Source organism: Ekhidna sp. (genome assembly GCF_965227465.1).
GTDB lineage: Bacteria > Bacteroidota > Bacteroidia > Cytophagales > Cyclobacteriaceae > Ekhidna.
Genome location: NZ_OZ245746.1, coordinates 2,054,291 through 2,080,962, shown reverse-complemented (window position 1 = coordinate 2,080,962; position 26,672 = coordinate 2,054,291). Strand labels below are relative to the sequence as shown.

Annotated in this window: 17 protein-coding genes; 7 read left to right on the top strand and 10 right to left on the bottom strand. The window is 40.8% G+C overall.

The genetic code is table 11. The features are described from left to right. The first annotated feature begins 1 nt into the window (after nt 1). From ACO05G_RS09140 to ACO05G_RS09130, 3 genes are all read left to right on the top strand, one after another. Nucleotides 2–1,555 (top strand): DUF1501 domain-containing protein, encoded by a 1,554-nt coding sequence (locus ACO05G_RS09140; RefSeq protein WP_421765670.1) that lies wholly within the window; start codon nt 2–4, stop codon nt 1,553–1,555. A gap of 194 nt (nt 1,556–1,749) precedes the next feature. After that, nucleotides 1,750–3,156 carry an MATE family efflux transporter gene (locus ACO05G_RS09135; RefSeq protein WP_421765669.1) on the top strand — a complete coding sequence of 469 codons (1,407 nt, stop codon included), beginning with the start codon at nt 1,750–1,752 and terminating at the stop codon, nt 3,154–3,156. A gap of 5 nt (nt 3,157–3,161) precedes the next feature. Continuing rightward, nucleotides 3,162–3,698, top strand: a complete 537-nt coding sequence (locus tag ACO05G_RS09130) for a dihydrofolate reductase family protein (protein ID WP_421765668.1) — start codon at nt 3,162–3,164, stop codon at nt 3,696–3,698. Here ACO05G_RS09130 and ACO05G_RS09125 read toward each other — a convergent pair. Beyond that, nucleotides 3,688–6,378 carry a hypothetical protein gene (locus ACO05G_RS09125; RefSeq protein ID WP_421765667.1) on the bottom strand — a complete coding sequence of 897 codons (2,691 nt, stop codon included), beginning with the start codon at nt 6,376–6,378 and terminating at the stop codon, nt 3,688–3,690. The two genes, ACO05G_RS09130 and ACO05G_RS09125, sit on opposite strands and share 11 nt — an antisense overlap. Nucleotides 6,379–6,471: 93 nt before the next feature. On the opposite strand from ACO05G_RS09125, the gene ACO05G_RS09120 reads away from it, so the two are divergent. Continuing rightward, nucleotides 6,472–6,948, top strand: coding sequence for a MarR family winged helix-turn-helix transcriptional regulator (locus tag ACO05G_RS09120; protein ID WP_421765666.1), 477 nt, complete (start codon nt 6,472–6,474; stop codon nt 6,946–6,948). Between the two features lies 1 nt (nt 6,949). Here the strand turns inward: ACO05G_RS09120 and ACO05G_RS09115 are convergent, their stop codons facing one another. Beyond that, entirely contained in the window at nt 6,950–8,251 is a 1,302-nt protein-coding gene (locus ACO05G_RS09115) for an amino acid permease (RefSeq protein ID WP_421765665.1), read from the bottom strand. A 59-nt stretch (nt 8,252–8,310) separates the two neighbouring features. On the opposite strand from ACO05G_RS09115, the gene ACO05G_RS09110 reads away from it, so the two are divergent. Then, nucleotides 8,311–9,399, top strand: coding sequence for an aromatic ring-hydroxylating oxygenase subunit alpha (locus ACO05G_RS09110; protein ID WP_421765664.1), 1,089 nt, complete (start codon nt 8,311–8,313; stop codon nt 9,397–9,399). 159 nt (nt 9,400–9,558) lie between these two features. Here the strand turns inward: ACO05G_RS09110 and hppD are convergent, their stop codons facing one another. The 3 genes from hppD to ACO05G_RS09095 form a co-directional block, all read right to left on the bottom strand. Beyond that, nucleotides 9,559–10,686: a 4-hydroxyphenylpyruvate dioxygenase gene (gene hppD, locus ACO05G_RS09105; protein ID WP_421765663.1), complete on the bottom strand. Its 1,128-nt coding sequence runs from the start codon at nt 10,684–10,686 to the stop codon at nt 9,559–9,561. Nucleotides 10,687–10,767: 81 nt separating this feature from the next. Then, nucleotides 10,768–11,901 carry an FAD-dependent oxidoreductase gene (locus ACO05G_RS09100; RefSeq protein WP_421765662.1) on the bottom strand — a complete coding sequence of 378 codons (1,134 nt, stop codon included), beginning with the start codon at nt 11,899–11,901 and terminating at the stop codon, nt 10,768–10,770. A 183-nt stretch (nt 11,902–12,084) separates the two neighbouring features. Then, the gene (locus ACO05G_RS09095; RefSeq protein ID WP_421765661.1) at nt 12,085–14,454 is read right to left on the bottom strand and encodes an ABC transporter permease; all 2,370 of its coding nucleotides are present in this window, start codon (nt 14,452–14,454) and stop codon (nt 12,085–12,087) included. Between the two features lie 136 nt (nt 14,455–14,590). Between ACO05G_RS09095 and ACO05G_RS09090 the strand changes: the two genes are divergently transcribed. Together ACO05G_RS09090 and ACO05G_RS09085 are read left to right on the top strand one after the other, a co-directional pair. Further along, nucleotides 14,591–16,342 (top strand): sodium:solute symporter family protein, encoded by a 1,752-nt coding sequence (locus ACO05G_RS09090; RefSeq protein WP_421765660.1) that lies wholly within the window; start codon nt 14,591–14,593, stop codon nt 16,340–16,342. Nucleotides 16,343–16,520: 178 nt separating this feature from the next. Then, nucleotides 16,521–17,447, top strand: a complete 927-nt coding sequence (locus ACO05G_RS09085; protein WP_421765659.1) for an SDR family oxidoreductase — start codon at nt 16,521–16,523, stop codon at nt 17,445–17,447. Nucleotides 17,448–17,487: 40 nt separating this feature from the next. Here the strand turns inward: ACO05G_RS09085 and ACO05G_RS09080 are convergent, their stop codons facing one another. The 5 genes from ACO05G_RS09080 to ACO05G_RS09060 all read right to left on the bottom strand — a co-directional run bounded on the left by ACO05G_RS09080 (nt 17,488) and on the right by ACO05G_RS09060 (nt 26,535). Further along, entirely contained in the window at nt 17,488–18,936 is a 1,449-nt protein-coding gene (locus ACO05G_RS09080; protein WP_421765658.1) for a TolC family protein, read from the bottom strand. Beyond that, nucleotides 18,929–20,308, bottom strand: a complete 1,380-nt coding sequence (locus tag ACO05G_RS09075) for an ABC transporter permease (protein WP_421765657.1) — start codon at nt 20,306–20,308, stop codon at nt 18,929–18,931. Before ACO05G_RS09075 ends, ACO05G_RS09080 begins: the two co-directional genes overlap by 8 nt. A 3-nt stretch (nt 20,309–20,311) precedes the next feature. Beyond that, nucleotides 20,312–21,655 carry an efflux RND transporter periplasmic adaptor subunit gene (locus ACO05G_RS09070; protein ID WP_421765656.1) on the bottom strand — a complete coding sequence of 448 codons (1,344 nt, stop codon included), beginning with the start codon at nt 21,653–21,655 and terminating at the stop codon, nt 20,312–20,314. Between the two features lie 45 nt (nt 21,656–21,700). After that, nucleotides 21,701–23,545 carry a peptidase M61 gene (locus tag ACO05G_RS09065; RefSeq protein WP_421765655.1) on the bottom strand — a complete coding sequence of 615 codons (1,845 nt, stop codon included), beginning with the start codon at nt 23,543–23,545 and terminating at the stop codon, nt 21,701–21,703. Between the two features lie 131 nt (nt 23,546–23,676). Next, nucleotides 23,677–26,535 carry a M16 family metallopeptidase gene (locus ACO05G_RS09060; protein ID WP_421765654.1) on the bottom strand — a complete coding sequence of 953 codons (2,859 nt, stop codon included), beginning with the start codon at nt 26,533–26,535 and terminating at the stop codon, nt 23,677–23,679. Nucleotides 26,536–26,672 lie beyond the last annotated feature (137 nt).

Genomic DNA, 26,672 nt, shown 5'->3' with positions numbered 1-26,672 from the left:
TATGAAGAGGAGATCATTTTTGAGACATGCGATTCATTCATTAGCAGTGCCTGGTGTCGTCGGATCTATGGGCTTTAGTATGCCGTCAGGTAGATCAATGCAAAATTTGTTAAGATTGGCAGCAGACTCTGACAAAGCCCTTGTGATGATTTTTCTTGAAGGCGGTAATGACGGCTTGAATACATTAATCCCCCTTAACAGGTTATCCGAATTGAATGAACTGAGACCTCATGTTGTACTCAAAGACAATGAGCTTTTGGGACTTAGCAAGTCAGAAGTAGCACTCCATCCGTCACTGAAAGGATTGAAAAATTTATATGATGAGAATAGACTGCAAATAATTCAAAATGTAGGATATCCTGAGCAAAATTTTTCTCATTTCCGTTCGACAGATATTTGGATGAGCGGATCTGAATCGAACCAAATCGTTAGTTCAGGTTGGGCAGGGAGGAACCTGGAAATAGACTTCCCCAACTACCCTGCGGAGTTTCCTAATGAGGACATGAAAGACCCACTATCTGTTGAAATTGGATATGGATCTTCTTTGCTTTTTCAGGGTGTCGGATCGTCTATGAGCGTTACGCTGAATAGTGTAGACTCATTTTACGAGCTTGTTGAAAACATAGAACAGGAAGCCCCAGACTCGCCTGCAGGAGATAAATTGAAGTATATCAGGTTAATCGCAAAGCAGTCTCAACTCTATGGTGAGCGAATTGTTGAGGTAGCTGCAAAAGTGAATAATCACGTGCAGTATCCTTCGAATAATTACCTCGCAGATCAGCTTAAAGTAGTATCAAAATTGATAGCGGGTGGAAGTAGAACTCCGCTTTACCTGGTAAGGATTGGAGGTTTTGATACACATGACTCACAGGTTGAACAAGAAAATCATTCAATTGGGGAACATGCTAGCCTATTAACTCGACTGGACGAAGGAATATCTGCTTTCATGAGCGATCTGGAGTTGCATGGAGTGGATGATAAAGTATTAGGAATGACCTTCTCTGAATTTGGTCGTCGGATAGTTTCAAATGCCAGCTTGGGTACAGATCATGGATCTGCTGCCCCTATGTTCTTTTTTGGAAATAAAGTAAGAGGAGGGGTGCTTGGCAGTAATCCTGTCATTGACAATCAGATGACTTATTATGATAATTTATCTTATCAATATGATTTCCGACAATTATACGGTTCCGTTTTAGAACAGTGGTTTGGTGTGGATGCTGGTACCCGATCTAATGTTTTATTTAATGATTTTGACACACTTGATATAATAGGAGATCCCATTTTGTCGACAGAACCTAGAAGTAAGACAAATGCACTATTGGTTTATCCTAACCCACTCAATGGAATGGCTACTGTTCAATTTGATGGAGATGGTAAGAGTGTTTCCATTTCATTAGTTGATCTTCAAGGTAGAAATATGGCTGAAATATTTAACGGAGTATCAAAACCAGGAATTAATAAGATTAATTGGAACAGTGGCTCTATTCAACCCGGAAGATATTTTATCTTAAAGCAAACTAAAAGAGGTAGGGAAGTATTTAGCGTTACAAAATAAATATATCTGTCTTGCCAGTTTTTAAAAAAAATCACTACTATTGTAGTCTTATGATTCTATTCGCAGAGATTGTTAATACCACGCCCTCTCGCATCCGAGGGTAACCCCCAGGCTGGGTATCTCAACTTTTCATTTTAATAATTTCTGAAGCTGTCATCAATTGACAACTTCTCCAATCACTTAATTTCTTAGAAATGACGAAAGAATCATTCTCTATATCAAGAGTTTACAAACTCTTTGTTTCTGCCATGAAAGGCGAGGAAACAGAATTCACAACAGGTAGTATAAATCGAGCGATCATACTTTTATCTATCCCAATGATTGCTGAAATGATAGGTGAATCATTGTTTGCGGTTGTAGACATGATATTTGTTTCACGGATAAGCGTGAATGCAATCGCAACCGTGGCTTTAACTGAAACGCCTCTTATGATCATTTACTCACTCGCAGTAGGTTTGAGCATGGCTGCAACAGCCATTGTAGCCAGACGTGTGGGAGAAAAGCGGCTGGTGAGAGCTGCTGATGCCGGTTTTCAAGCTATTTTGATCGCTATAGTCATCGGAGTAATCTTCGGGGTATTAGGATTCGTATTTGCAGATGACATCCTCAGATTAATGGGCGGGGAGTCCGGTTTAATTGCGGAAGGTGTCGGCTATACGAAAATAATGTTTGCCGGTAATTTAAGTATCATCCTGATTTTTCTAATTAATGGAATATTCAGAGGTGCGGGTAATGCTTCCATTGCTATGAAGTCTCTGCTATTAGCCAATTTCTTAAATATAATCCTGGATCCGATATTCATATTTGGATTGGGACCCATCCCGGCAATGGGAATCGAAGGAGCTGCAGTAGCTACTACAACCGGAAGGACCATCGGGGTGATTTATCAACTCGTTCATATTTTCAATGGAAGCTCATTGATTAAGCTTACGATCAAAAATTTCGTTATTCGTATTAAAACGGTTGTTGAAATAATCAAGATCGGTTCCGCGGGAATTGGACAGTTTTTAGTTGAAACCCTAAGTTGGCTTTTTCTTGTCCGTATTGTGGCTGAATTTGGAACAGAGTATGTAGCTGGATATCAATTGGCATTTCGAGTGATCGTTTTCACACTATTGCCATCCTGGGGTATGGCCAATGCTGCTGCCACTTTAGTGGGTCAAAATTTGGGAGCAAAGAGTCCGGAGCGGGCAGAAACCTCCGTTTGGCGCACCGCAAAGTGGAATACCATTTTCCTGATTTTGGTGGCAATCGTATTTTCGATTTTCTCTAATGAGATATTGGCCATATTTGACCAGTCAGGAATTGTTCTGGATACAGCAATCAATGCGTTAAGGATTATCTGTTTTGGATATGTATTCTTTGCATATGGAATGGTGATTGGCCAGGCATTTAATGGAGCAGGGGATACTTATACGCCTCTATGGATCAATATTGTGGTTTTTTGGGCGATTCAAATCCCACTGTCATACGTTTTATCCATAGTTTACGATTGGGGGCCAAATGGAGTCTTCTTTTGTATTGCTTTTTGTCACAGTTTATATGCGGTCATCGCAATTGTTCTGTTCAAAAGAGGCAAGTGGAAGGAAGTTGAAGTATAGCGACTATGAGAAAGATCATTTATTACGTGGCGGTTTCCCTGGATGGGTATATCGCCGGAAAAGAGAATGACATCAGTGCTTTTGCAATAGGGGGCGAGATAGTAGACCAATATAGGTATGACCTGCAGTCTTTTGACACAGTGATCATGGGAAGGAATACCTACGAATTTGGGTACCTCTACGGCTTGAAACCTGGGCAACCCGCATATCCTCATATGGAGCATTTTATATTTTCAAATTCATTGAAATTTGAGGAACCCGATGAAAAAGTGAAAGTTGTTCCGGTTAGCTTAGATAGAGTTAGAGAACTCAAAAATGGGGTCGGAAGTGATATTTATCTATGTGGAGGCGGAGTGTTTGCAGGCTGGCTAATGGAAAATGGAATGATTGATGAGTTAAAACTTAAAATCAATCCCATTATTCTTGGAACCGGCATTAGGCTTTTTGGTGATAGTAAAAGACCAACTAAATTAAAAGTTAACTTCAATCAGTCTTATGAAGACGGGTATCGGATTCTTAGCAGTAAAGTACTCAATAGTTAAAAGTGTATAATTCCAGGTTAGTATCCCATGTGGTGAACACCTGGAATTCTCTTTTTGCTGCAGAATAGATGACGCTTACTTCATGTTCCGAATTCAATGGATTACCAGTTATCAGATTTCCTGACTTATCGTAAATGTATAACGCGTTGTTTGGCTGATCAGTGAAGATAACCAGATCTTTACCTGCTCCAAATTGATAGTATTGGACCGAAACAGGCCCTTCAGATAGGTAATCTTTCTTGAACAGCAGATTGCCTGTATCATCTAAAACCTCATAACTATTTCCGTCTCTGCGAAGGATAATAAAAGAATCCCCACCTGTGTCAGGAATGAGTCTGAATTTTGTATCAGCACTCGTTTTTATAAGCTGATCTCGCTTAATCACATCACCCTCCAGGTTTAGTTCTGTCAGTTCACCTCCTTCAGTAATAACCGAAATCGAAGAATTCGAAAGAGAGTTAGATTGTCTTAAAAAATAGTTTTTATTGATGGATTGCTTTGTGTCAAATGGGAATCCACGCATATATTCTCCCCTTCGATTCATGATATTAACGACCCCATTTTCTTGTAACGAAATCATAATATCCTTTCGTCCCAGACGCGCATGGTTCATCGGTTGAAGGGCAGAGCGATTAAATTTTCTTGGATTCCATCCTTCCAATACTTTCAAATCTTTGTCACCCAAATACACATTTCCATCACGATCCGTAATAGCCATTCGATAGTTTCTGCTCAGATCATAATCGATGATATTGAAATGATGGATGCTGGATGAATTGGGAAGTTCTTTTGGATACCCGGGAATATGGGTACCTGTCCGATCGATCAGATGAATATGGGTTGTAGTAGTAAAAGCATACTGGATTTTACCATTTTTATAATAGTCAAGAGGATAAATGCTACTGACAATGGGATTCTCAATAGTTTCGGTCCATAAAGCGTTTTGGTCCGGATCCAGGTAGTAAATAGTATTTGTGCTATCCTGCAAGATGATGTCAAATTCACGATGTGCATGAGTCCGCACCAGGTGTGGCTTGCTTATGAGCTTACTTACAAATCGAACTCCATTGTCAGCATCAGTTTTAGGTATATTTCTGGACTTTTTAACCGGTTGGGTAAACGTGTAGTTGGTAAAAAAAACGCCATCAAGGTGACTGAACTGAAAGGCTGCCAGGTCTAGAGACTTGAAGACGGATGAATTTTGCTTGAAGTGCTCCTCCCATTCAGGCTTTAAGGTAGTCAGAATATTGTTCCATGCTCGAGGAACATTAACAAACAGGCTAACATTAGCCGCATTGTTGGTTCTGGAAAGAAAATCATTCATTTGTATAGACTTTCCCCATGTCTCTTCCTCTGAAACTGAGGAAATCAAGTTTTTCAGCTCTTGAAGGTCATTGGAAAAAATGAGGTAATTTTTGTAGCTGATGTAAAAGCACTGCTCAAAATTTTCAGCCACTTCGCCGAGAAGTGTTGATGGAAAGTTACGGATGGGCAGGAAACGAATTTCATTATCGCTATAGGACTCGGTATAAACTGAATCACCTCTGGCCACTGCGATACGTTGGGTCAGCAGACTGAAGAAATTTAAGGACTCCTGAACATCTTTCACCTCCAGTATCATGAGTTTTTGTCGATCTCTGACACGGGGCGATTCCAGGTTGATGATTCCAATTTCATTGTCGACTAAATCAAAAACTTGGTCCACATTAAAATCATATTGGGATTTTAATGAATCCTGAAGGCGCTTGATTTCATCTGATTTAGTTCTTAAATAGGGAATCTGGTTTTCTTTCCAGGAAGTCGCATTGAAAGAAGTGAAATGGTAGACGAATGCTGCGTTGTTGGGAACTACTTCAGCCATTTCAAAAGTTGACGGTTGCTCATTATGAATATTTAACCAGTCTTTTGATGCAAACGAAAACCCTGATAGCTGGACAATAGAAGAATCTATCGCGAGCTCATAACTTCCGGAATTAAGCGGAAAATCTATTTCCGATGAAACGAATGCCTCAAGCAATTCACCTGTCTTTTCGTAGTTAATGAAAGTTGTAATGAAGTTGCCTGCGCCAGGATCATTCAATTCAACAAAATTTTCTTTGAAAGAAGGCATCCCATCTTCACTCAACGCACGAACCGCATCTTCTACGAGGTATGGCGTAAAGCTGCCCAGAAAAAAGTTTTTGTAAAATATGAAAGTTAGCGTTCTTCCTTTATCATTGATTTCGCTGATTTTAAAATCATTATAGTTTCTGGTTCTGAATCGATATCCTTTCTCTTTAAGTCTTCCTATTGCAGCATTAGCGAACGTATTTTGGGATATGTTTTGTAACTCTACAACAAACAGGAAGTCTGTTGAATTACTTGAGACTTTATGCATTGAGGCAATGGCAGGAGCATCCTCAAAAATGGCGGTGAAGCCACCCTCACCATTGATGGAGTCCAGGAATGATAGTCCTTGACGGAGGTTCTTGAATCCACTGGCCTGATCAGGGATGGACCAAAGAGGAAATTCCTTTAATAAGTTGAGGTCTGATGTGAGTTTACCTTCAAAAACGACTGCTGCATCTGACGGAACAAAACTCCATCTTGTGAGGTCTGAGTGCTTCACCCATTTTTCGTAGGTGAAGTAGCCAGCACCCGCAAGGAGTAAAATGGAAATAATGATTAAAACCTTTTTCAAGAGGAATGGTTGATTTGTTCAAAAATAACTTAGTTATTGACCATTTAGTACCTCTATAGATCTTTGTCTTATTTTTTTTCAATAAGCGGTTATTTGACGTGGACACAGAAATGGAATATATTAGCTAAAATGCCGCATCACAAGGAAATAGGATCATACATTGATCGCACATATAAGGTAGTGCGGCAGGATTTAATTAATCGTTTCAAAGACGTAGGTGTCAATATTACGCCTGAACAATGGGTAATCCTTTCCAAACTCAGTGAAAAGGATATGTTCCAGACCGACCTTGCCAATTTCAGTTTTAGAGACAAGCCTACCGTTTCCAGGATTGTGGACCTACTGGTTCAGAAAGGATTAGTGGAAAAGGAAAAAGACGTGGTTGATGGTCGAAAATACCACGTAATGATTACCGATGAGGGCAAAGGCGTAATCAGGAAGGCCACTCCTGCAGTGGAAGCTTCACGTGAGCTAGGATGGACTGAACTCTCTGAGAAAGAATATTACACACTAATATCCATATTAGATAAAGTATTTGAAAATTATACCAATGGGGAAGGTAATGAGTGATTCACTCTTTATTTTTTCTTATCAACATCCACACGTATAGCGGAATTCCTAGCATTAACAGGATAAATCCCCAATACACAATTTCAACACCAGAACCGGCAATGGCCCAAATGGCAAATAGAAATGCCACTGATGCCAACGATATTTTTATTTTAAATTCTTTGCTAACACCTTCCTTGTTACCTGTCACTATTGCATAACTCACTGAAGTAAAAAGATACGCAATCAGTGAAGTCATACTTGAAAGTAGTAGAACGAACTCAAATGCCTTTACCAATCCTTTTGAATAATTCATAATCACCAAAGCAGATATAAGCGCACTCGAAATAATCAGACTCAAGGCGGGTACCCCGTTTTTGTTTTCTTTAGCGAAGATGGGAGGGAAGAGTTTGTCTCTGGATATGGCAGCAGGGATTTGTCCTTGTATCAGAATCCATCCATTCAATGCCCCTAGTGTAGAAATAATAGCTCCAAACGCCACCAAGTTTTCAGCCCAGGGACCCCAGATAATGGCGGCTGCATCCGAGAAGGGTGATTGGGAGTATTGGAGCGTTTCTGCAGGAATGATCCCCATTAATGCGGTGGTCCCCAGAATGTAAACGATGGCCACTACCGCCAATCCAAAATAGGTAGATCGGGGAATTGTTCGTTTAGGATTCTCAATATCTCCGGAAGGAATAGTGGCACATTCAATTCCCATATACGCAAAGAAGGTCAATGTCGCAGTGGCCGTTAGCGCCTTAATGTTGGACACTCCACTGATGTTGAACAAAGAGAAGTTCTCAAGACGGATGTAGAATATCCCAACTAAAGCAATAGCGATAAGTGGGGTGATTTTGAGGATAGTTGTTACCAATGAGAATATCCCAGCCTCCCTGATCCCTCGGGTATTGATCCAGACTACTGACCACACGATGGCCAAACTGGTTGCCACCGCAATGAAACTGTTGGCTTTCAAGATAGGGAAGAATACCCCCAGGTATCCGATCAATGCGATAATGATGGCTGCATTAGCACACCAGACTGAGATCCAATACCCCCAGGCCACTAGAAATCCGGGAAAATCTCCAAGTCCTTTTCTTGAGTAAACATAAGGCCCTCCAGAAGTGCCAGGTAGCATTTTACTAAACTCAATGAAAACAAAAGCAAGTGCAGCAGCTCCAAAAGCGGATATAATCCAGCCCAAAATACTTACGGTTCCGTAGGCGGCCAGTGCAGAAGGTAGCAGGAAGATGCCCGATCCAATCATATTTCCAATGACCAGGGAGGAACTGGTCCAGAAGCCAAGCTTTTTTCTACTCATGGGTGTTTAGCCTAATTGGGAGACGTAAAATCGGTATTTTTGAAAGATAGCCGAAATAAATGAGCACACCTAGATATTCAATAAACCCGGACATTACCAAGGCTGAGACCTTACCAGCATCCTTTTATAACGATCAATCGACCTTTGATTTGATTAAGGAAAAGGTGTTTTATCAATCATGGCAATGGGTAGGGGATGAGCAGTTAGTGAAGCTTCCAAAGCAGACACATCCTTTCATCATGCTGGATGGGTACCTGACTGAACCGATGGTGCTCACCAAAGATGAAGCTGGTATTATTCATTGCCTGAGTAATGTGTGTACACACCGGGGAAATCTGGTCGCGCAGAATCCCGGCAGTCAGCGAAAGCTTATGTGCATGTATCACGGTAGAAAGTTTGGATTGGATGGATCGTTTGAATCCATGCCGGAGTTCAAGGAGGCAAAAGACTTTCCAAGAGCGTGTGAAGATTTGCATCGATTTGACTCGGTGCAATGGGGTCCTATGCTTTTTGCAAACCTGGGAAGCGAGGTTGATTTCAAAAACATTATTGACGAGATGAATCAATATGTGGGATTTCTCCCACTGGATGAGTTCGTATACAGCGATGTACAATCAAAAGATTACCTTGTCAACGCACATTGGGCGTTGTATTGCGATAATTACCTGGAGGGATTCCATATTCCGTTCGTGCATAGCGATCTGAATGAAGCGCTTGATTATGGTACCTATGAGACAATTCTTCACAATCACTTCAATGTCCAGGTCGGATATTCGGAAGGAGCGGAGGATACTTTTGAGTTACCCGAGGGTCACATGCATGCAGGGAAACGGGTGGCAGCTTACTATTTTTGGGTTTATCCCAATATGATGTTCAATTTCTATCCCTGGGGATTATCTGTTAACATCATACGACCACTTTCTCCGAACCAAACCAAAGTTTCATTTCTCTCCTACATCTACGACGAATCGAAACTGCATAAGGGCGCAGGGGCCTTACTCGATAAGGTAGAAAGGGAAGATGAGTTTGTTGTGGAAGGTGTACATAAGGGACTGAAGTCCCGATATTACCCTTCTGGTAGATTCTCACCAAAACGTGAAACAGGTGTTCATCAGTTTCATTCAATGCTCGCGAAGAGTCTGGGTTAGTTTAGCTAATCGGGCTTTGGTATCCATTTTTTAATAGTAACTGACCATATTCTATAAAACAAATGCTGCAATTGCGATGAAGATGATTAATCCCATTGATCAATTAAAAAAGGAACCTGAAAAGGTTCCTTTCTTGTGTGATTAGTAGTGAGTGATATTTTAGAGTGTTCCTCTTAGCTCTTGCTCTCTTTCTAATGCTTCAAACAAGGCCTTAAAGTTTCCTTTTCCGAAGGAGGTAGCTCCTTTACGTTGAATGATCTCGAAAAACATAGTAGGGCGTGCCTGCACTGTTTTCGTGAAGATCTGTAATAAATAACCTTCGTCATCTCGGTCTACCAGTATGCCCAGCGGCCTTAGCGCATCTATGTCTTCGTCTATTTTACCTACCCGCTCGGTTAGCACATCGTAATAGGTATCCGGTACCTGAAGGAATTCTACGCCTCTGTTCTTAAGATCAGTCACCGTCTGGATGATGTTGTCGGTAGCGACTGCAATGTGCTGTACACCGGCACCTTCATAAAACTCCAGATACTCATCAACTTGTGACTTTTTTAATCCTGCTGCCGGCTCATTGATTGGAAACTTAATTCGCCCATTGCCATTACTCATTACTTTGCTCATCAGCGCAGTATACTTGGTGGAAATGTCTTTATCGTCAAACGACATGATCTGCTTGAAGCCCATTACTTCTTCGTAAAACTTCACATATTTATTCATGTCGCCCATTTCTACGTTACCCACCATATGGTCCACGTACTTAAGCCCAACAGGCTCTGGGTTGTAGGAGGTATTCCATGCTCGGTAGCCCGGTAGGAATATGCCGTTGTAATTAGTTCTCTCAATGAATATATGAACCACCTCACCATAGGTATGAATACCTGATCGAACGACCTTGCCGTTCTCATCTTCCATGGTATTTGGTTCCATGTACGATTTGGCACCACGCTTTACTGCTTCATTGTATGCATAAGTTGCATCGTCCACCCATAGTGCGGTTACTTTCACGCCATCTCCATGCTTATCAATGTGTTTTCCAATTTCAGTGCCACTTCTCAAGGGAGAGGTCAGTACGAGTCTGATTTTATCCTGAACGACTACATAAGATTCCCTGTCCTTCAATCCGGTCTCCAGTCCTGCATAAGCCAGCGCCTTAAAACCAAAGGCTGAACGGTAGTAGTGTGCGGCCTGTTTGGCGTTGCTCACGTATAGTTCCAGGTAATCGGTCCCATTGATGGGCATAAAGTCCTGAGCTTCGGTTGTTTTTGGTGCTGTTGCTGTACTTTCCATGACAAGCGGTTTTATTTAGTTGCTTTGACAACAAAATTATAAATTATTGCTGATTTTACCCAATTTAACGTGTATAGGTTACTAGTGTTTTAGTCCCTCGGCTATTCGTTGATGTCCATTCAGGATACGGGTAAGTTCTTTTTCATTCGGTTCCAGTGACCAATTTCCTTTCTCAGAGGTTCCACCAAGGATAATTCCGTCTTTTCGTGGAAACATGTAGAGCAGGTCATCATAGGAAGGTACTACATAGCCGTACTTGATTTCTTCTTGTGGGATCAGTACTGCAAGCTGACCCTGCACGGGTACCAGTTCCTGATCATTGAAGAGGCTGTGCGAGCCCAACCCAGTACAATTCATGATGGTTGATTCGGATAGGTCTTTCAGTTCGCTTGAATCATTAAATTTCCGAATAACCATTTTTCCACCCAGTTGATAGAAGTCATCGAGCAGGGCTTTGAGGTAGATGGGTGGCTCAATCATGAGTGAATGTAATTCTTCATTGATGTCGTATCCCATGAATGGAGAGGAAGCGTTACTGTGCTTCTTGAAATCAGGATATAAGGACTGACCTCCCGGAAAATCAAAATTGCCTCCCAGGAAAAAGCTTTTGATCCACCAAACGCCGTACCGGTCACCCACCAGGTCTTGAAACATGCGCTGAGAAATTGCCGCCGCTTTATTGAAGGTTTCCATGAAGTCACTTGCAACCTTATTCGACTCATAAACGGATACAGGTGCCCAGTACGCAGCTGCCACATTGGATGTTGTATTGGGTGGGAGTTTGTCCGTATAGATGGTGACGGACTTTCCTTGTTTCAACAATAGTATTGCTGTGGATAAACCGATAACTCCTGACCCAAGCACTGCTATGCGCTGATGATCATTATTTACTTTTTCAATGGCCAGACTGGCGCTTCCCCAGGAGAGTGAGATACCTCCGCCACCATGTCCATAATTATGGATGATGACTTTGTCATCCAGTTTTTGAACACTCAGGTTAAATCCGGAGGGACGATAAGGTCTCAGTCCAACAACTTTTCTAATGAGCCGCTCACGAGAAACATTGACAGGTTTTAAAGGAGTGAAGGATGGGAAATGGTTACCAACTTGATCATATGCGAAGGATGGAATTCCTACAGTGGACATAAAAAGTCCGGCTGCTCCCAGCTTCTTTATGAAATTTCTTCTGCCTTCTTGTTGTTGTGTAGGTGTCATGCCAACAAAGCGTGGATATCTGACTTAATTATTGACTCATAAGATAAGCAGAATAGCAAATAGATCAGAATGTGGATACGGTTTATGATAGGTAAGCGATGTAAAATCTTGTCATTGCGGACTTGATCCGCAATCTTCCGTTTTCGAAAATGCCGTTTCGAAGAACGGCATGACAACTTTTATCTACTCATTCCTCAACGACTTCACCGGATTGGCTTTGGCAGCTCTACGTGCCTGATCAGAGACTATGGCGATCGCGAATAGCAAAATGATGACACCTACCAAAGGAAAAATCCACCATGTTACATCTACCCGAATAGTATAACGATCAAGGTATTCGTCCAGTAGATACCATGCGAAAGGAGCCGCAATGAAGAACGAGATCAATACAAGTTTTGCAAAGTCTTTGGACATAAGTCCCATTAAGCTGGCAATGGATGCTCCCAACACCTTGCGGATGCCAATCTCTTTGATTCGTTGTTCCGCAGTATAAGAGGCTAGTCCAAATAACCCAAGGCCGGTAATGATCATGGCAAGGGTTGCAAAAAGGCTGGCTAACTTTCTGGTTAGGTTGATGGTTGTGAACTTGCGTTCAAATTCCACGTCTGCAAAGTTGTATTCAAAGGGATAGGCCGGGTTGTGCCTGTTGAAAATCTCCTCCAACGATCCTAGGGAAGCTTGTAAGTCGTTGGTTTTCTTAAGACGAACAGAAACATAGCCCCCCCAATCATCCAAAATCAAAAACATGGGCTTTACAGGCTCATATGGTGAGCCCATCAGGACATTATCTACCACTCCAATCAATTTTCGTTTCTCCCCCCATAAATCCAGGTTTGTTCCAATCGGATCTTCTAAATTCATGAGTTCCAGAGCCGCCTTATTGATGACTATGGCATTTGAGTCGCTTGCAAACTCCTTTGAAAAATCCCTTCCCATCAACATATCGATTCCCATGGTTTTTGCATAATCATAGGTAGTTGTGATGGTAGTGAAAATCACACGTTTGTCTTCTGGTTTTCCAGGCCATCCAAGGAAATTATTTGAATTGATCTGGGTAATCTGTGAATTGGAACGGGTAACAGATTCTACTGCACCTGAAGATTCTAATTCTTGCTTTAAAACTTCATAATTATCACTGAGGTCATTTGTTAGCCCTACAGCTATCAGGAGGTCTTGATCGTATCCCAGGTCTCTGTTTTTGACCAGATTGATTTGCTGGAAAATGACAATGGTACTAATGATCAGTACAATGGAAAATCCAAACTGTGTTATGACTAATACTTTTCTTGGCGTGGTAGCCCCTTTGCCTGCTTTTACCGTGCCTTTCAGTGTTTCCACCGGATTGAAGGAGGAAAGATAGAATGCCGGATAACTACCAGCAATTACTCCTAAAATGACAATGATGCCAAAAGAGGCGAGCCAAAAAATCGGGGAGGAGTAGTCAATGAAAAGCTCTTTATCGACCAATGTATTATAGGCAGGTAATGCAAGCTCTGTTAGGATTACTGCTACTAAGAACGCAAGAAATGTGATGAATATGGACTCACTGATGAACTGATAGATCAAGCGTGTACGGTTTGTTCCGAGACTTTTCCTAATTCCGACTTCTTTTGCTCTTTTTTCCGATCTGGCGGTAGCCAAATTCATGAAGTTGATGCATGCGATAATGAGAATGACAATAGCAATGGCTGTAAAAAGTTGGACATAATCACTTCTGCCACCAGCTTGCTTTCCTGTATCGTCCCAGCTAGAGTATAGCCTCCAATCGGACATGGGATGGAGAAAGAAATGTTTATTGATTCCATCTTCACCATCTTTTTCCATAAGCAGATCATAAATACTTTGTTTTACATCAACTTCCCTCGATGGATCATTTAGCTCAATGAATACCTGAAAGGAATAGTTACCCCAATTGGTTTTGTTGTCCTTTACCCACTCGTTTACCGATTCCCGATACTTCCATGTGGCGAGGTAGTCAAACTGAAAACTGGAATTCTCAGGAATGTCTTTGACGATGGCAGAAACCTGTAAGGTTCCTTCGTCAGAAAGCCGAACTTGTTTCCCAATCGGATCTTCATCTCCAAACAAAATTTTAGCTAAAGACTCTGAGAGTACGATGGACATTGGATCCTTTAAAGCTTCTTTATGCGAGCCGGAAATCAATGGAAACTCAAACATTTCCAAAAATTCCTCACTTACATAATACCCCCTTTTGGTTATTCGTACATCTCCAGCTGTCAATAGTCGTTCACCTCCCCATCCAGTAACTACTGAGTTTTTGATATTACTATCTATCACTTTCATTTCTTCGTAAGTGGGAAGAGGAACAGATTGCCAGTTATTTACTTTATCATCAAAGTCGGAGCTTATCCAAACCTGATAGAGGTTATCATACTTTGGTAAGAACTTATCATAAGAGACTTCATCTGCCACCCATAGTAGTATCAATACACTGCATACGATTCCAATTGATAGACCTGAAATGTTGATGAAAGAATAAAGTCCGTTCTTTTTTAGGTTTCGAATTGAGATTAGGAAGAAATTTCTAAGCATGATAGGAGAGTTGAGTTGCTTTATTAAGGATGTTTTGACCGTACAATAGTTGCACGCTATTGGAATTACTTGGGTAAATAATCATAGTTACAACATGATGAACTATTTTCATGTTTTTAATACAATCTAAATATACATGACCCTATCCTTATTTGACTGGCTTGTCATTGGAGCTTTTTTCCTAGTTGTTCTCATAATTGGGTTGATAGCAAGTAAATCAGCAGGCAAAAGTTCCTTAGAGTATTTTCTTGGAGGCAAAAGCATGCCCTGGTGGTTGTTAGGTGTTTCTATGGTTGCTACTACTTTTTCGGCAGACACTCCCAACTTAGTAACTGGTTTTGTGAGAGAAGGAGGGATAGCCAAAAACTGGGCTTGGTGGTCTTTCTTAATTACGGGCATGGTTACCGTGTTCATTTACGCCCGCCTGTGGAGGCGGTCGGGTGTTTTAACTGATTTGGAGTTTTATGAGTTACGATACGGTGGAAAAGCAGCCTCTTTTTTGAGAGGGTTTAGAGCTCTTTATTTAGGCGTGTTCTTTAACTGCCTGATCATGGGATCTGTTACTCTGGCTGCTATCAAGATTTCCTCAATTCTCTTTGGTATTGAGCCAATTTATACGGTTTTGATTGCATCCGTAGTTGTTGCCGCATATTCTGCTCTTGGGGGAATTAAGGGAGTCATCTGGACAGATTTCTTTCAGTTTGGCATTGCCCTCCTAGGAGCAATTTATGCTGCATATGTAGCTGTTAGCCAACCACAAGTGGGAGGGTTAAAGGGTCTTTTGGCTCATGAATCACTGGAAGGGAAGCTGGATATTATCCCTGATCTCAACAATACGTCATTAATGGTCTCCATGTTTATCATTCCCCTTGCCGTGCAATGGTGGTCAGTTTGGTATCCGGGGGCAGAGCCTGGGGGAGGAGGATACATTGCACAGCGTATGCTGGCAGCTAAAAATGAAAAACATGCAGTAGGGGCAACACTCTTTTTCAACTTCGCACATTATGCGCTACGTCCATGGCCATGGATTTTGGTAGCTCTGGCTTCCATTATATTATTCCCGGACCTGGATTCGATTCAACGTGCGTTTCCAAACATAAGTGAACAATATCTGGGCGATGATATTGCCTATCCGGTCATGCTGACATTACTTTCCCCTGGATGGCTGGGGTTGGTGGTGGCTTCATTGATAGCTGCTTATATGTCTACCATCAGTACCCATCTCAACTGGGGCTCTTCCTATGTGGTAAATGATTTTTATAAACGTTTCATAAAGCCTGAGGCATCAGAGAAGGAGTTGGTAAAAATGGGTCGGATTTCAACCGTGCTTCTGATGGGTATTGCGGGGGCACTTGCTCTGACAATTCTGGAAAATGCCTCGCAGGCCTTCAATATTTTATTGCTTTCCGGGGCTGGTACCGGAGCGATATTTTTATTCAGATGGTTTTGGTGGAGAATTAATGCTGTAACCGAAATAGTAGGAATGATTGTAGCCACCACCAACGCGCTGGTGCTGGTGCTAGCTGTTCCGGACAGCATGTTGGCACATTCCATATTTGACCCATTCACGATGCGATTATTGATCGCAACAGCAATAACCACTTTGGTATGGATTATCACTGCCTTAATTACAAAGCCTGAATCGGAAGAAAAGCTCAATGCATTTGTGTCTCATGTAAAACCGGGAATTGGATGGAAGAGGTTTGAAAATCGGGGATCTTCAAATCTGACTTCAAGTATTCTATCTGTCTTTGTAGGTACGATTGGGGTGTACGCCGCATTATTTGCTATTGGGAGTTTGATTTATGGAAACTTTTTTACAGCTGCTTCAATGATCGCTTTATTTGGGATATCTGTTTACCTCATTATCAAGTGGTGGAAAGATTAAGCCAATGTTATTATTTTAAAAATACCCGAATTAGGGTATTGTTTATCATTTGATAAGTTTAGTTCTTTACACCTATAGACGCTCACCGCTCTATTCACTGCCTAAATGTAGAGGCCTCTTTAAAAAGGGCCTCTTTTTTTATGCCCTTTCGTTTATCTTGCTTCACAAATAATATCAGATGAATCATACGCAAGGCATGCTTAGTCCAGAGTCGCTAAAGGGCAAAACCATAATCGTAACGGGGGGTGGAACAGGATTGGGAAAATCCATGGGAAGCTATTTTTCTGAGTTGGGAGCCAACCTGGTAATCACCAGCAGAAAGATGGAGGTGTTGGAAGAAACAGCCAAAGAGATTACAGCTAAAAGCGGATACCCTGTACATTGTGTAGCATGTGATGTGCGAGAGTATGAACAGGTAGAGCGTGTGATTAAAGAAGCAAAAGAGAAATTTGGTCAAGTTGATGTCCTTCTTAACAATGCAGCTGGTAACTTCATAAGTCCTACCGAGAGGTTGTCTCACCGGGCTTTTGATACAGTAGTAGATATTGTGTTAAAGGGTAGTTACAATTTTACGCTGGCATTGGGTAAAGATTGGATTGATAATAAACAGGGAGGTAACATTCTTAGTATTGTTACAACTTATGCCTGGACAGGATCAGGCTATGTGGTTCCATCAGCTTGTGCGAAGAGTGGGGTATTGGCGATGACCCGATCCCTGGCAGTAGAATGGGCGAAGTATGGTATCAGGAGTAATGCAATAGCACCTGGACCTTTCCCGACGGAAGGGGCGTGGGATCGACTCTTACCAGGTGATTTGAAAAAGAAATACGATCCTGCCAAGAAGGTACCACTTCAACGTGTAGGAGATCATCAGGAGTTGGCTAATCTGGCAGCATACCTTGTGTCAGACTATTCCGCATATATCAATGGAGAGGTCATAACCATTGATGGAGGTGAGTGGTTAATGGGAGCTGGTGAATTTAACGGACTTGAAGCTATACCGGAGGAACTTTGGGACGCCATGGAAATGGGTAGAAAGAAAGGTGGCTCTAAATTAAAAATGATGTGGCTCTACTTTAAAGGGATGCGTAAACTCAAGATCTGAATTAGCGCTGATTTTTTTAAATCAACGCTAATCGTCAAAACTAGTCGTTTATGGTATAAAGAAGTCGATTGTTTGCGAAATCGTAAAGTGTCAATCTTCTCAGGTCATAATAGGCGATCCAGTAACTTCTCAATGCATTTATATAACTTCTACGTGCACTATCCTTTTCAGTCAATGCGATATTAAGATTAGTAATATCAATTTTTCCAATCAGGTATCTGTTTTGTGCTACCTCGTATCTTTTTTGTGCAACCTCATCCGACTTTTTGGATATTTCTATTTGTTGTTGCAAAACATCCAATTGACGAACCTGAGTAATGATTTCTTGCTCAAAGTTTTGCTCTTCCTGTGCTATGACATAGTCAGTTAGCTGCTTGTTAGCTAGCGCAGTTTTCATTCGTGCTTCATTGCGTCCCCAATTAACGATAGGAATATTGAGGGTTAGATTGGCGAATTGCTGAGTTTGTGCATCTTGATATGATTGGTCAAAATTTGTACCCGCACTATTTAATCCAAAAGAAGCATTCAAATTCATTTGAAACCTTTGTCCTTTAGCTTGCGCGACTTGAGCGTCTGCCTCTATTCTCCTACGTTCAAATGCAATAAAGTCAGACCGATTATCCTTTGCATACTGAAGTGCAATTTCTTCGTCAACAGGGAATACTGGAATTTCTTCAGGTAATGACAAATCAAAATTTTCACCTTCATTTAAACCAATAAAAGTTCTTAGAGCCAATCGTGAGGTTTGAAGATCAAGTTGCGCTTGCGCCAAATCTTGTTTAGACCTCAGGAGCTGTAATTCTACTTGTAAGAGTTTATCTTCTGACGCGGTTCCGATATTATAACGCCCTTTTTCAATGTTGTATATGGTATCATTGTTAGCCAGGTTAAACTGTGCTATCTGGTAATTCACCTGTGCATCCAGGTAGTCGAAGAATCGTTGTACAGCGTTCCTGGATACAAATTCCATTTCCTCTACATAGCTTCTTCTCGATTCTTCGTAGCGAATAGGTTCCGTTTTTCTATCCCATTTAAGTTGATTGAACGCAAAGATTGGTTGGTTCACAGTTAAATCAACTATTGTACTTCTCCACCGTGTGTCATCTAAGACCAAGTCTTGAAATTGACTAGCTCTGGTATTTACCGAAACGCTACCTCCTGTAGGTGCAATCGGTTGAAAAAGTCCCAGATTCAGAGATGAATTAGTTTGCTCGACAGGTCTAAATTGAGTTGACCCATCTTCCTGAATAACTGGAATAAATTGGTTGCTATAGGCTGGGAGGTTTCCACTCAAAGCTAGCTGAGGGTTATAATTTGATTTGAACAGTCGGTACTGCCAAAATCTATTCTCTTTACGTGTTTCAGCCTGTTTAGCTTGAGGAGATTGACCTTGGGCTAAATTGATAATATTATCCAGTGAATACTGAATCTGCGAGCTTGCCGTTATCGAAAGTCCAATAAGGCAGATTCCTGCGATTATTTTATTCATATCTAAGAGAAGTAATAGGGTCTTGTGATGCTGCTTTTCTTGCCGGTGCAATTCCAAAAATTAAGCCAATAGCCGTTGCTACACCAAATGAAATTATAATAGATCCAAAAGATATTACTGTAGGTATTTCGGCAAACCGACTGACGGCAGAAGCCATCATAATTCCTAAGAATATGCCGATAATGCCTCCTGAAACACTAATCATAATGGATTCAAACATGAATTGATTTATGATGTCATTCTTTTTAGCTCCAATGGAAAGTCTCAAGCCAATTTCTTTAATTCGTTCCAATACAGAAGCTAACATGATATTCATAATGCCTATACCTCCAACGATTAGTGATATACCTGCAATAGCACCCAACACATAACTGAAAATATCGTTTGTCCTCTGCTGTTGTTTTAAAAGCAGTTCAGGTATCTCTATTTCATAGTCAACTACCTCGTTATGTTTTCTTTGAAGCATACGCACGATCACATCAGCAGTCGGATTTAATTTATCTGTTTCGGCAACCTGAACAACCAATCGATCTAATTGATGATAGTTCACTGCCTGTTTAGGGGCATCATCACTTGATCCTCCACCGCCACCACCACCGATGATGATAAAAGCACCAGTAGATCCTCTGTTGGCTCCCTGAATCATTTCTTCAGTAAGCATTGCTCGGTTTTTGTATCGTACCAACACTGTCTGTAGTGGAGTATAAACGTCCATATTGTAATCTCTAATACCGAGTTTACTGATACTACTTTCACTGATGTATCGCTCATCTAATACTCCGATCACTTTCAACCAATTTGGACCACACTTCAACATTTTTCCCACGGGGTTTTGCGACGGAAAAAACTTTGCTTTGATGGATTTACCAATGATGCATACCGCTTCTCCTTTTTCAAGCTGAGTATCGTTAAACATCTTTCCTTCCGAAAGCGTGAAGTTGAAAATATCAAAATAGGAGGGCTCAACTCCAACAAGTTTAGCTGAGCGTCGAATGCCGTTTTTAATGATATAGGTCTCCAGCAATATTTCAGGACTGATTGTCTCTACTCCTGGAATTGTTCTCATGATGGATTCTTTGTCCTCTAACGTTAAACCTGGTGAGAATTTCTTTTTCTCCTTAGATTCAGAATCTTCTTCAGCTAAATTTTCCTCTGTCTGTTCGACTACAGGTTCAATGATTATGTTGTTGACACCAACGAGCTTTATCTGCTCAAGTATTTCTTGCTGTGCACCATTTCCAATAGCGAGCATGGCGATTACTGCTGCCACACCGAAGATGATACCAAGAGCTGTGAGGACCGATCTAATTCGGTTAGCCAAAACCGCTTCTATAGCGATATAGAGGTTGGCCAGGATTCTTTCTTTATCCATATCCTAGTTTCTTCTGCCTCTTCTTCCTTGTGGAAATTGTGATTTCATCGGCTCGGGTTCAACCTCTTCCTCTTGGATATTTCGCTTACCATCCATTTCGGGTAAAAGGATGACATCTCTGCTTTCCATTCCTTTAACTGTAGAAAGACTTACACGGTCACCCACTTCAAGGCCTCCTAAAATATGCACATATTCGGCGTTTGCATCTCCAATCATGACTTCCTGCTTAGTAGTGGAGCCTCCTGTTTTCTTGAAAACATAAGTAATGGAATCGAATTGTGATTGTAAACTTTCTAAAGGAATAAATAGGGCATCTTCAACTGTTTTGGTAATGATTTTGTTACTTGTTGTCATACCTGGTTTGAGTAGGGGGTCTGTTCCAAATACTTCGATCTCTACTTCAAATACTTTAGCGTCCGAGTTAGGTCTTTGTTCCCCAACGTTTGCTACTTTTTTAACTCTTCCTTTCAGATTCTTATCAGGAAAGGCATCAAACCCGATCTCAACACTTTGTCCGGGTTTAACTTTTCTAATGTCTACTTCATTGACGTAAGTTTTAGAAATCATTTTGGATAAATCAGGAAGTGTTGCCACGATAGGATCCCAGCCACTTATTTGTGAACCTTCTTTAACTGGTTTTCCGTCCCAATTTCTTTTATAAATAAGCATCCCATCCTCTGGAGCAATTACGGTAAACTCTCTGGAAAGGGCTGTTAATCCTTCGAGCTCGTTTCGAACTTTTGAAAGCTCAGCTGATGCTTGTCTCATTTTAGCAACATTTTGTTGCTTTTTGATTTCGTAATTTTCTTTAGCCTGCTTGAATGACCTTTTAGCTTTTTCAAGTTCAATTTCAGCTTTTTGAATAGTAGCCGGTGGTTCAAACTGCGATTGATCGAGTGTCAATTGCTTTTCCCTAACTGTATATTCCAAATTAATCAATTCATCTCTTGATTGCCTCATAGCCAAGGCAGTATCCAACCTTGTTTGAGTATATTGGGATTGTTGTTGTTCAAGGGCCAGCTGTGCGTCCTTCATTTTGCCTGTCAATTCAGATGGATCTAAGCGTGCTACATACTGACCTTTTTTCACTACTGACCCTTCGTCTATGATATCCTGTATAGTGACATTCCATATGCGATAATTCCGTAACCCATTCGGACCTTTTATTGGTACAGAGTTTTTGGCTTCTAAAGCTCCGGAGGTCATAATGTCAACAACGAATTCACCTTCTTCAACATCAACTACTACCTCAGTAGTAGAATCAGAAGAATTTCCTGAGAAAACCAGAAGAAGGATCGCAACGACAGCAACACCTCCGATGATGAATATTTTATTATTTCTTTTCATATTTAGATAGGTTCTATTAGATGATACTGTAATTCAAGATGATAGTTACGCTTCCCCAAGCCAAAATGACATAATCTTTTGTTGCTCAGGTGAAGGGTTTTCGATTACTTCCAGTGCATGCTTTTGGGATGACTTAACTTTTTTTGCTTTCGCTTTGAGTTTCACCTCTTTTATTTTTCCTTTAACTTCCCTTCTTACAAGAACCGTCACTTTATCTCCCTCATTAGTTTCATTATAAAAGGATTGTATGGTCTGAGAAAAAGTTTCAAGGTCTATAGTATTTCCATTCCACTCAAGTAATACATCGCCGACTTCAAATCCCAAATCTTTACCAAAATCATTCATTTCATTAATTCCAGCTACGAAGATTTCCTGATCTTCATTTAACGATGGAGTAAACTTACCGGCGGTAATTACTGACTCTTTGCTCTCAGGAGAATATCGAATGCCAGCCCAGCCTAGCACTTTACTATAGGGAAGCTTTTCAGCACTTCCAACATATGTTCTGAGGAAATCCCCCACTTCGGCATTGGTGTTTTTTTCGATTTCATCGAACAATTCTTCATCCTTAAAAGCTTTTTTAGGACCGTATTGTTTAGATAGTTCTCTTAAAAGTGATTGAAGGTCCATTTGACCATTCGTAGATTTTATGATGGTAAGGTCCAGGCACCAGGCAATTAAAGCACCTCCCGCATAAACATCTCCATAACGTTGCTCATTTTTTGGTTCAAGAATGTTCTCGCTAAATTCAGTGTAGGGGATGTCAACATTGTACTGGTCTTGCTGATTCATCTTACTCCTCATTTCACCCAAAAAATCCTCTAAATCATATAAATCATATTTGAGCTGAACGTGCTGCGAAGCATACTCTGTAACACCTTCATATAGCCATAAATGTTGACTCATTTCAGGTTCGATGTAATTGAAATCATGAATTTCTTCTGAATGGATATTCAGCGGAGTAACTATATGAAAAAATTCATGAGCTGCAACATCTTTAACGGTCTGACTAATCCGTTGAGGATCCATTTCAGGTAAAGTATATAGTGAAGAGTAAGAGTGTTCCAAAGCTCCCCAAGAACCAGAAATGGAGGGCGAATCAAATAAATAGATTAAATAGGCATATCTATCAACTGGTAATTCGCCACCCAGGTATTTGGCTTGCGCTTCCATCAACTCATCAATGTTGTCCATTACATCGGCAGCCGATAGTACCTTGTTAGGAGAGTAAACAGATACCAAAACTTCAGCTCCTGCAATTTCCTTTGTTACAATATCAGGTTTGCTATACATTATGGGTGCATCCGCTAAGAAATTGTAATTATCAGCGATATAGACATCACTGGTTGTTGTTTCTGATACTTTTTTTAATGAGGTAGCACCCTTAATTTCTTCATTGTGATTAATTGTTAATTCAAACGGGTTGAACTTGTATCCATCAATATATCCAACGAACCCAAAGGTATTCATGACAAATACTCCTTTATCTGCCTCAATGCTCATTCCGCCTGGTTCGAATATTTTATTGCTTCCATAACCTTTGAACTCATCAAAGGAATCTTCAATCCAGTAAGTAATTTTGCTTAATTGGCGTGCATTTGAGATTGTCCAACGATTGGTACTTATTTTCTCGAAGGGCAGCTCATTTCCTTCAGCGTCCATTGCCTTGAATTCATCAACAAATCTTCCGAAATCAGAAATACTATACGTTCCGGGTACAATTTTCGCCATGTGATATTCAACAGTATCTATATCCAGAGCAGGAACTAAAATCTCTACCGGGACACGATCCTCATTTGTTTTTGTGAGATCGATATTGATTTTGTAATCATTTTGTGCGAATGAGCCACTTGAGAATCCGACGAGTAATAAAAGGAGAAATTTTTTCATAAGTTTTAGTGTGTCAAATACCATGCAAGTTTAAGCGCAAAAAAACCCCTATTGTTTGTTAATAGGGGTTAATTTATATGAGTGGTCTGCCAGGTATTTGAATGACAGACACCCTGATATTTCAATTGAATCTATTTTTTCATTTCAATCGTATTGTCACTAATTATGTCACCTTTTTCATTGACATCAACAATTTCATAGCCTAGCTTTTCCAACTTGGCACGATTACTTGCACCATCTCCAACCACAAGGATATATAGACTATCATCTTTTAAGTACTTATTAGCCAATCCGTTAATCTCCTCTTTGGTTATCGTAGCAATAATCTTATTTTGTTTCTCGACGAAATTTTTGTCCAGATCATAATGATTGATTCTACGAAGGAAGTTAGCTTTTTGTCCAGGAGTCTCATAGCTTCTCGCGTCTCTTTGTCCAATTGCACTTCTCATAAATTCTAATTCCGCATCTGTGATGCCACCAGTTCGATAATCGGTGATCTCCTTCATGAATTCAACTACTGAACTATCTGTAGCAGCAGCTTTTACTCCGGCAGATGCAACAAAAGGCGCAGGTTCATCACCGCCATTGAAGAAGGAACGAGCACCATATGTCCATCCTTTGTCTTCTCTTAAGTTCAGGTTGATTCTGCTGTTGAATGCACCACCTAGAGGGAAATTCATTAACGTAGACTTGTAATAGTCTCCGGTAACATCATATTCCAAGTCTGTCATGTAACCAATACGGATCTGTGATTGTGGAGCATCCACTTTATCAACCAAATACACTTTTGTGTTATCAGAAGGTTTAGCTTCGGGCAGTTCAGGTATTTGTGTCCCTTTGCTCTCCCAATTTTTAAGGAAATCCAAGTACGGGTCAACTTCTTTTTTCGAAATATCACCCACCACTACCAGTTCGGAAACATTAGGTGAATAGTATTTATTGTAGAACTCTTTCACATCATCCAGTGTAATGTTTTCCACCGTTTCTTCAATGCCCTGAGATGACACGGAATAAATATGCTCATCCCCGTACATCAATCTGTTAAATACCTGGGAAGCAATGCTTGCCGGGTTCTTCTGAGAGGCTTTAATGCCTTCCATCTGTTGGTTTTTCAGCCTTTCAAAATCCTCCTGATTAAATGCGGGGTTTTTAAGAATTTCTTCAGCAATCTCCAATGTTCGAGCAAGATTCTTCTTGAGTGAGGAGATTGTCATTGTTGTTGCCGAATTGCCTCCAAAGATGTTGATGCTACTGCCTATTTTTCGTAGCTCTTCTTGTATCTCTTCAGATGTATAATTCTGCGTCGCTTCATTCATCATGCTAGCGGTTAATGAAGCTAGCCCTGACTTCTTAGGTGCATATGCGTCCATTTTATGTCCACCATTGATCGTAAGTTGCATTGCTACGACCGGAATTTCATTCGTTTCTGTACCGATTACTTTAATACCATTTGCATATGTTTCTTTCCAAAAGTCAGGCACTTTGATTGAAGGATTTGGACCTAATGGCGGACGCTCACTTCGATCAAAAGAGTCCCCAGAAGGACGCGTGTAGCTTAAACCTGAATAGTCTGTACTTGGAAAAGGGTTATTTCCTTCTCGTGGAATTTCATAATTGTCAGGTTTGGCAGTTGCTGTTTCCTCATCAGGTACCACACTCTGAATTACAGCAGCCTTTCCTTTAATATACTTATTAAACACACGCATCACATCTTCTTTAGTAATGCTCATGTATCGATCTAAATCGTGCTTAATCCCATTTGGATTCCCGTAAAATGTTTCATAGGAGGCAAGTTGGCTAACCTTACCGGCCACACTAGCTAATCCATTGATCATACTTTGTTCCTGGTTGGCTTTGAATTTGATGATGTCGTCATCAGAAACGCCGTTTTCCTCGAATTCAGCAAGAATTTCTCTGATTTGGGTTTCGAAATCTGCTAAAGTTCCCCCAGGAAAAGGCAAAGCGAAAAGCGTAAACTCACCTGCATGTTCGCTGGTAGGATGAAAGGTCGAAGCTTGTATTGCCTTTCGTGTGAGGACGAACTTTTTGTAGAAGTAAGAACTTTTGCCGGTACCTAGAATTTCTGCCAGACAGTCCAGCGCAGCTTCATCTTCATGAAACCGTGGAACAGTAGGAAATGTGAGAAGCAAGGCCGGGAAACGTATGTTGGAATCAACATAAGATACGTATCGATCACTTTCCAGTGTTGGAGGCTCTAATTCCAGAGGTTGCACCTCCGGTCCGCTTGGTATCACACCAAAGTATTTTTCGACTTTCGCAATGACATCTTTTGGATCCACATCACCGCCGACAGTTAAAGTCGCGTTGTTGGGACCGTACCATCTCATAAAAAACTTCTTAAGATCACTTACATCCACCCGGTCAAGGTCTTCTAATCGGCCAATGGTCAACCATGAATATGGATGTCCAAACGGATAAAGTGACCCGGCATTTACTTCTCTCCATCTTCCGTAAGGGGAGTTGTCATAATTCTGACCCTTTTCGTTCTTAACTGTGGCTCTTTGAACTTCGAATTTTTCTTGAGTAACTGCATCCAGGAAGAATCCCATTCGGTCTGCCTCCAACCATAACATGGTTTCAAGTTGATTGCTTGGAACAGTCTCAAAATAGTTGGTTCTATCTCTATTAGTAGTTCCGTTAAGGGTACCACCTGCTTCTGTTACAATTTTAAAATGCTCCTCATCAGCGACATTTTCCGATCCCTGAAACATCATATGTTCAAAGAAATGGGCAAAACCTGACTTGTTGAGTTCCTCACGGGCTGAGCCTACGTGATAAGTAACATCGACGTGCACCAATGGATCGGAATGATCTTCATGAATAATAAGGGTAAGTCCATTATCCAACATGTACTTTTCATATGGGATAACAATTTCGTCACCTTTCTTGGTAACCTTCTCCACCAGTTTTGTTTGACCGAAGGCCAAAGTTCCAATAAGTAGGGTTAGTAAAATGGGAATTTTCTTCATAATTGTGAGTTTTTGATGATTGAATTCTTTCTGAAAAGATAACTAAAAATGTGCCATAAAATTATCTGTGAAGTTTTAAAACAGAAATGTATAGACCAAAAAAAACCCGCTAGAAGCAGGTTTTTACACGAATATTA

Coding starts and splice junctions, on each gene's coding strand:
- ACO05G_RS09140 (WP_421765670.1), top strand. CDS start 2: ATGAAGAGGAGATCATTTTTGAGACATGCGATTCATTCATTAGCAGTG.
- ACO05G_RS09065 (WP_421765655.1), bottom strand. CDS start 23,545: ATGAAAAAATTTCTCCTTTTATTACTCGTCGGATTCTCAAGTGGCTCA.
- ACO05G_RS09100 (WP_421765662.1), bottom strand. CDS start 11,901: ATGACACCTACACAACAACAAGAAGGCAGAAGAAATTTCATAAAGAAG.
- ACO05G_RS09090 (WP_421765660.1), top strand. CDS start 14,591: ATGACCCTATCCTTATTTGACTGGCTTGTCATTGGAGCTTTTTTCCTA.
- ACO05G_RS09110 (WP_421765664.1), top strand. CDS start 8,311: ATGAGCACACCTAGATATTCAATAAACCCGGACATTACCAAGGCTGAG.
- ACO05G_RS09075 (WP_421765657.1), bottom strand. CDS start 20,308: ATGGATAAAGAAAGAATCCTGGCCAACCTCTATATCGCTATAGAAGCG.
- ACO05G_RS09060 (WP_421765654.1), bottom strand. CDS start 26,535: ATGAAGAAAATTCCCATTTTACTAACCCTACTTATTGGAACTTTGGCC.
- ACO05G_RS09085 (WP_421765659.1), top strand. CDS start 16,521: ATGAATCATACGCAAGGCATGCTTAGTCCAGAGTCGCTAAAGGGCAAA.
- ACO05G_RS09130 (WP_421765668.1), top strand. CDS start 3,162: ATGAGAAAGATCATTTATTACGTGGCGGTTTCCCTGGATGGGTATATC.
- ACO05G_RS09080 (WP_421765658.1), bottom strand. CDS start 18,936: ATGAATAAAATAATCGCAGGAATCTGCCTTATTGGACTTTCGATAACG.
- ACO05G_RS09115 (WP_421765665.1), bottom strand. CDS start 8,251: ATGAGTAGAAAAAAGCTTGGCTTCTGGACCAGTTCCTCCCTGGTCATT.
- hppD (WP_421765663.1), bottom strand. CDS start 10,686: ATGGAAAGTACAGCAACAGCACCAAAAACAACCGAAGCTCAGGACTTT.
- ACO05G_RS09135 (WP_421765669.1), top strand. CDS start 1,750: ATGACGAAAGAATCATTCTCTATATCAAGAGTTTACAAACTCTTTGTT.
- ACO05G_RS09070 (WP_421765656.1), bottom strand. CDS start 21,655: ATGAAAAGAAATAATAAAATATTCATCATCGGAGGTGTTGCTGTCGTT.
- ACO05G_RS09095 (WP_421765661.1), bottom strand. CDS start 14,454: ATGCTTAGAAATTTCTTCCTAATCTCAATTCGAAACCTAAAAAAGAAC.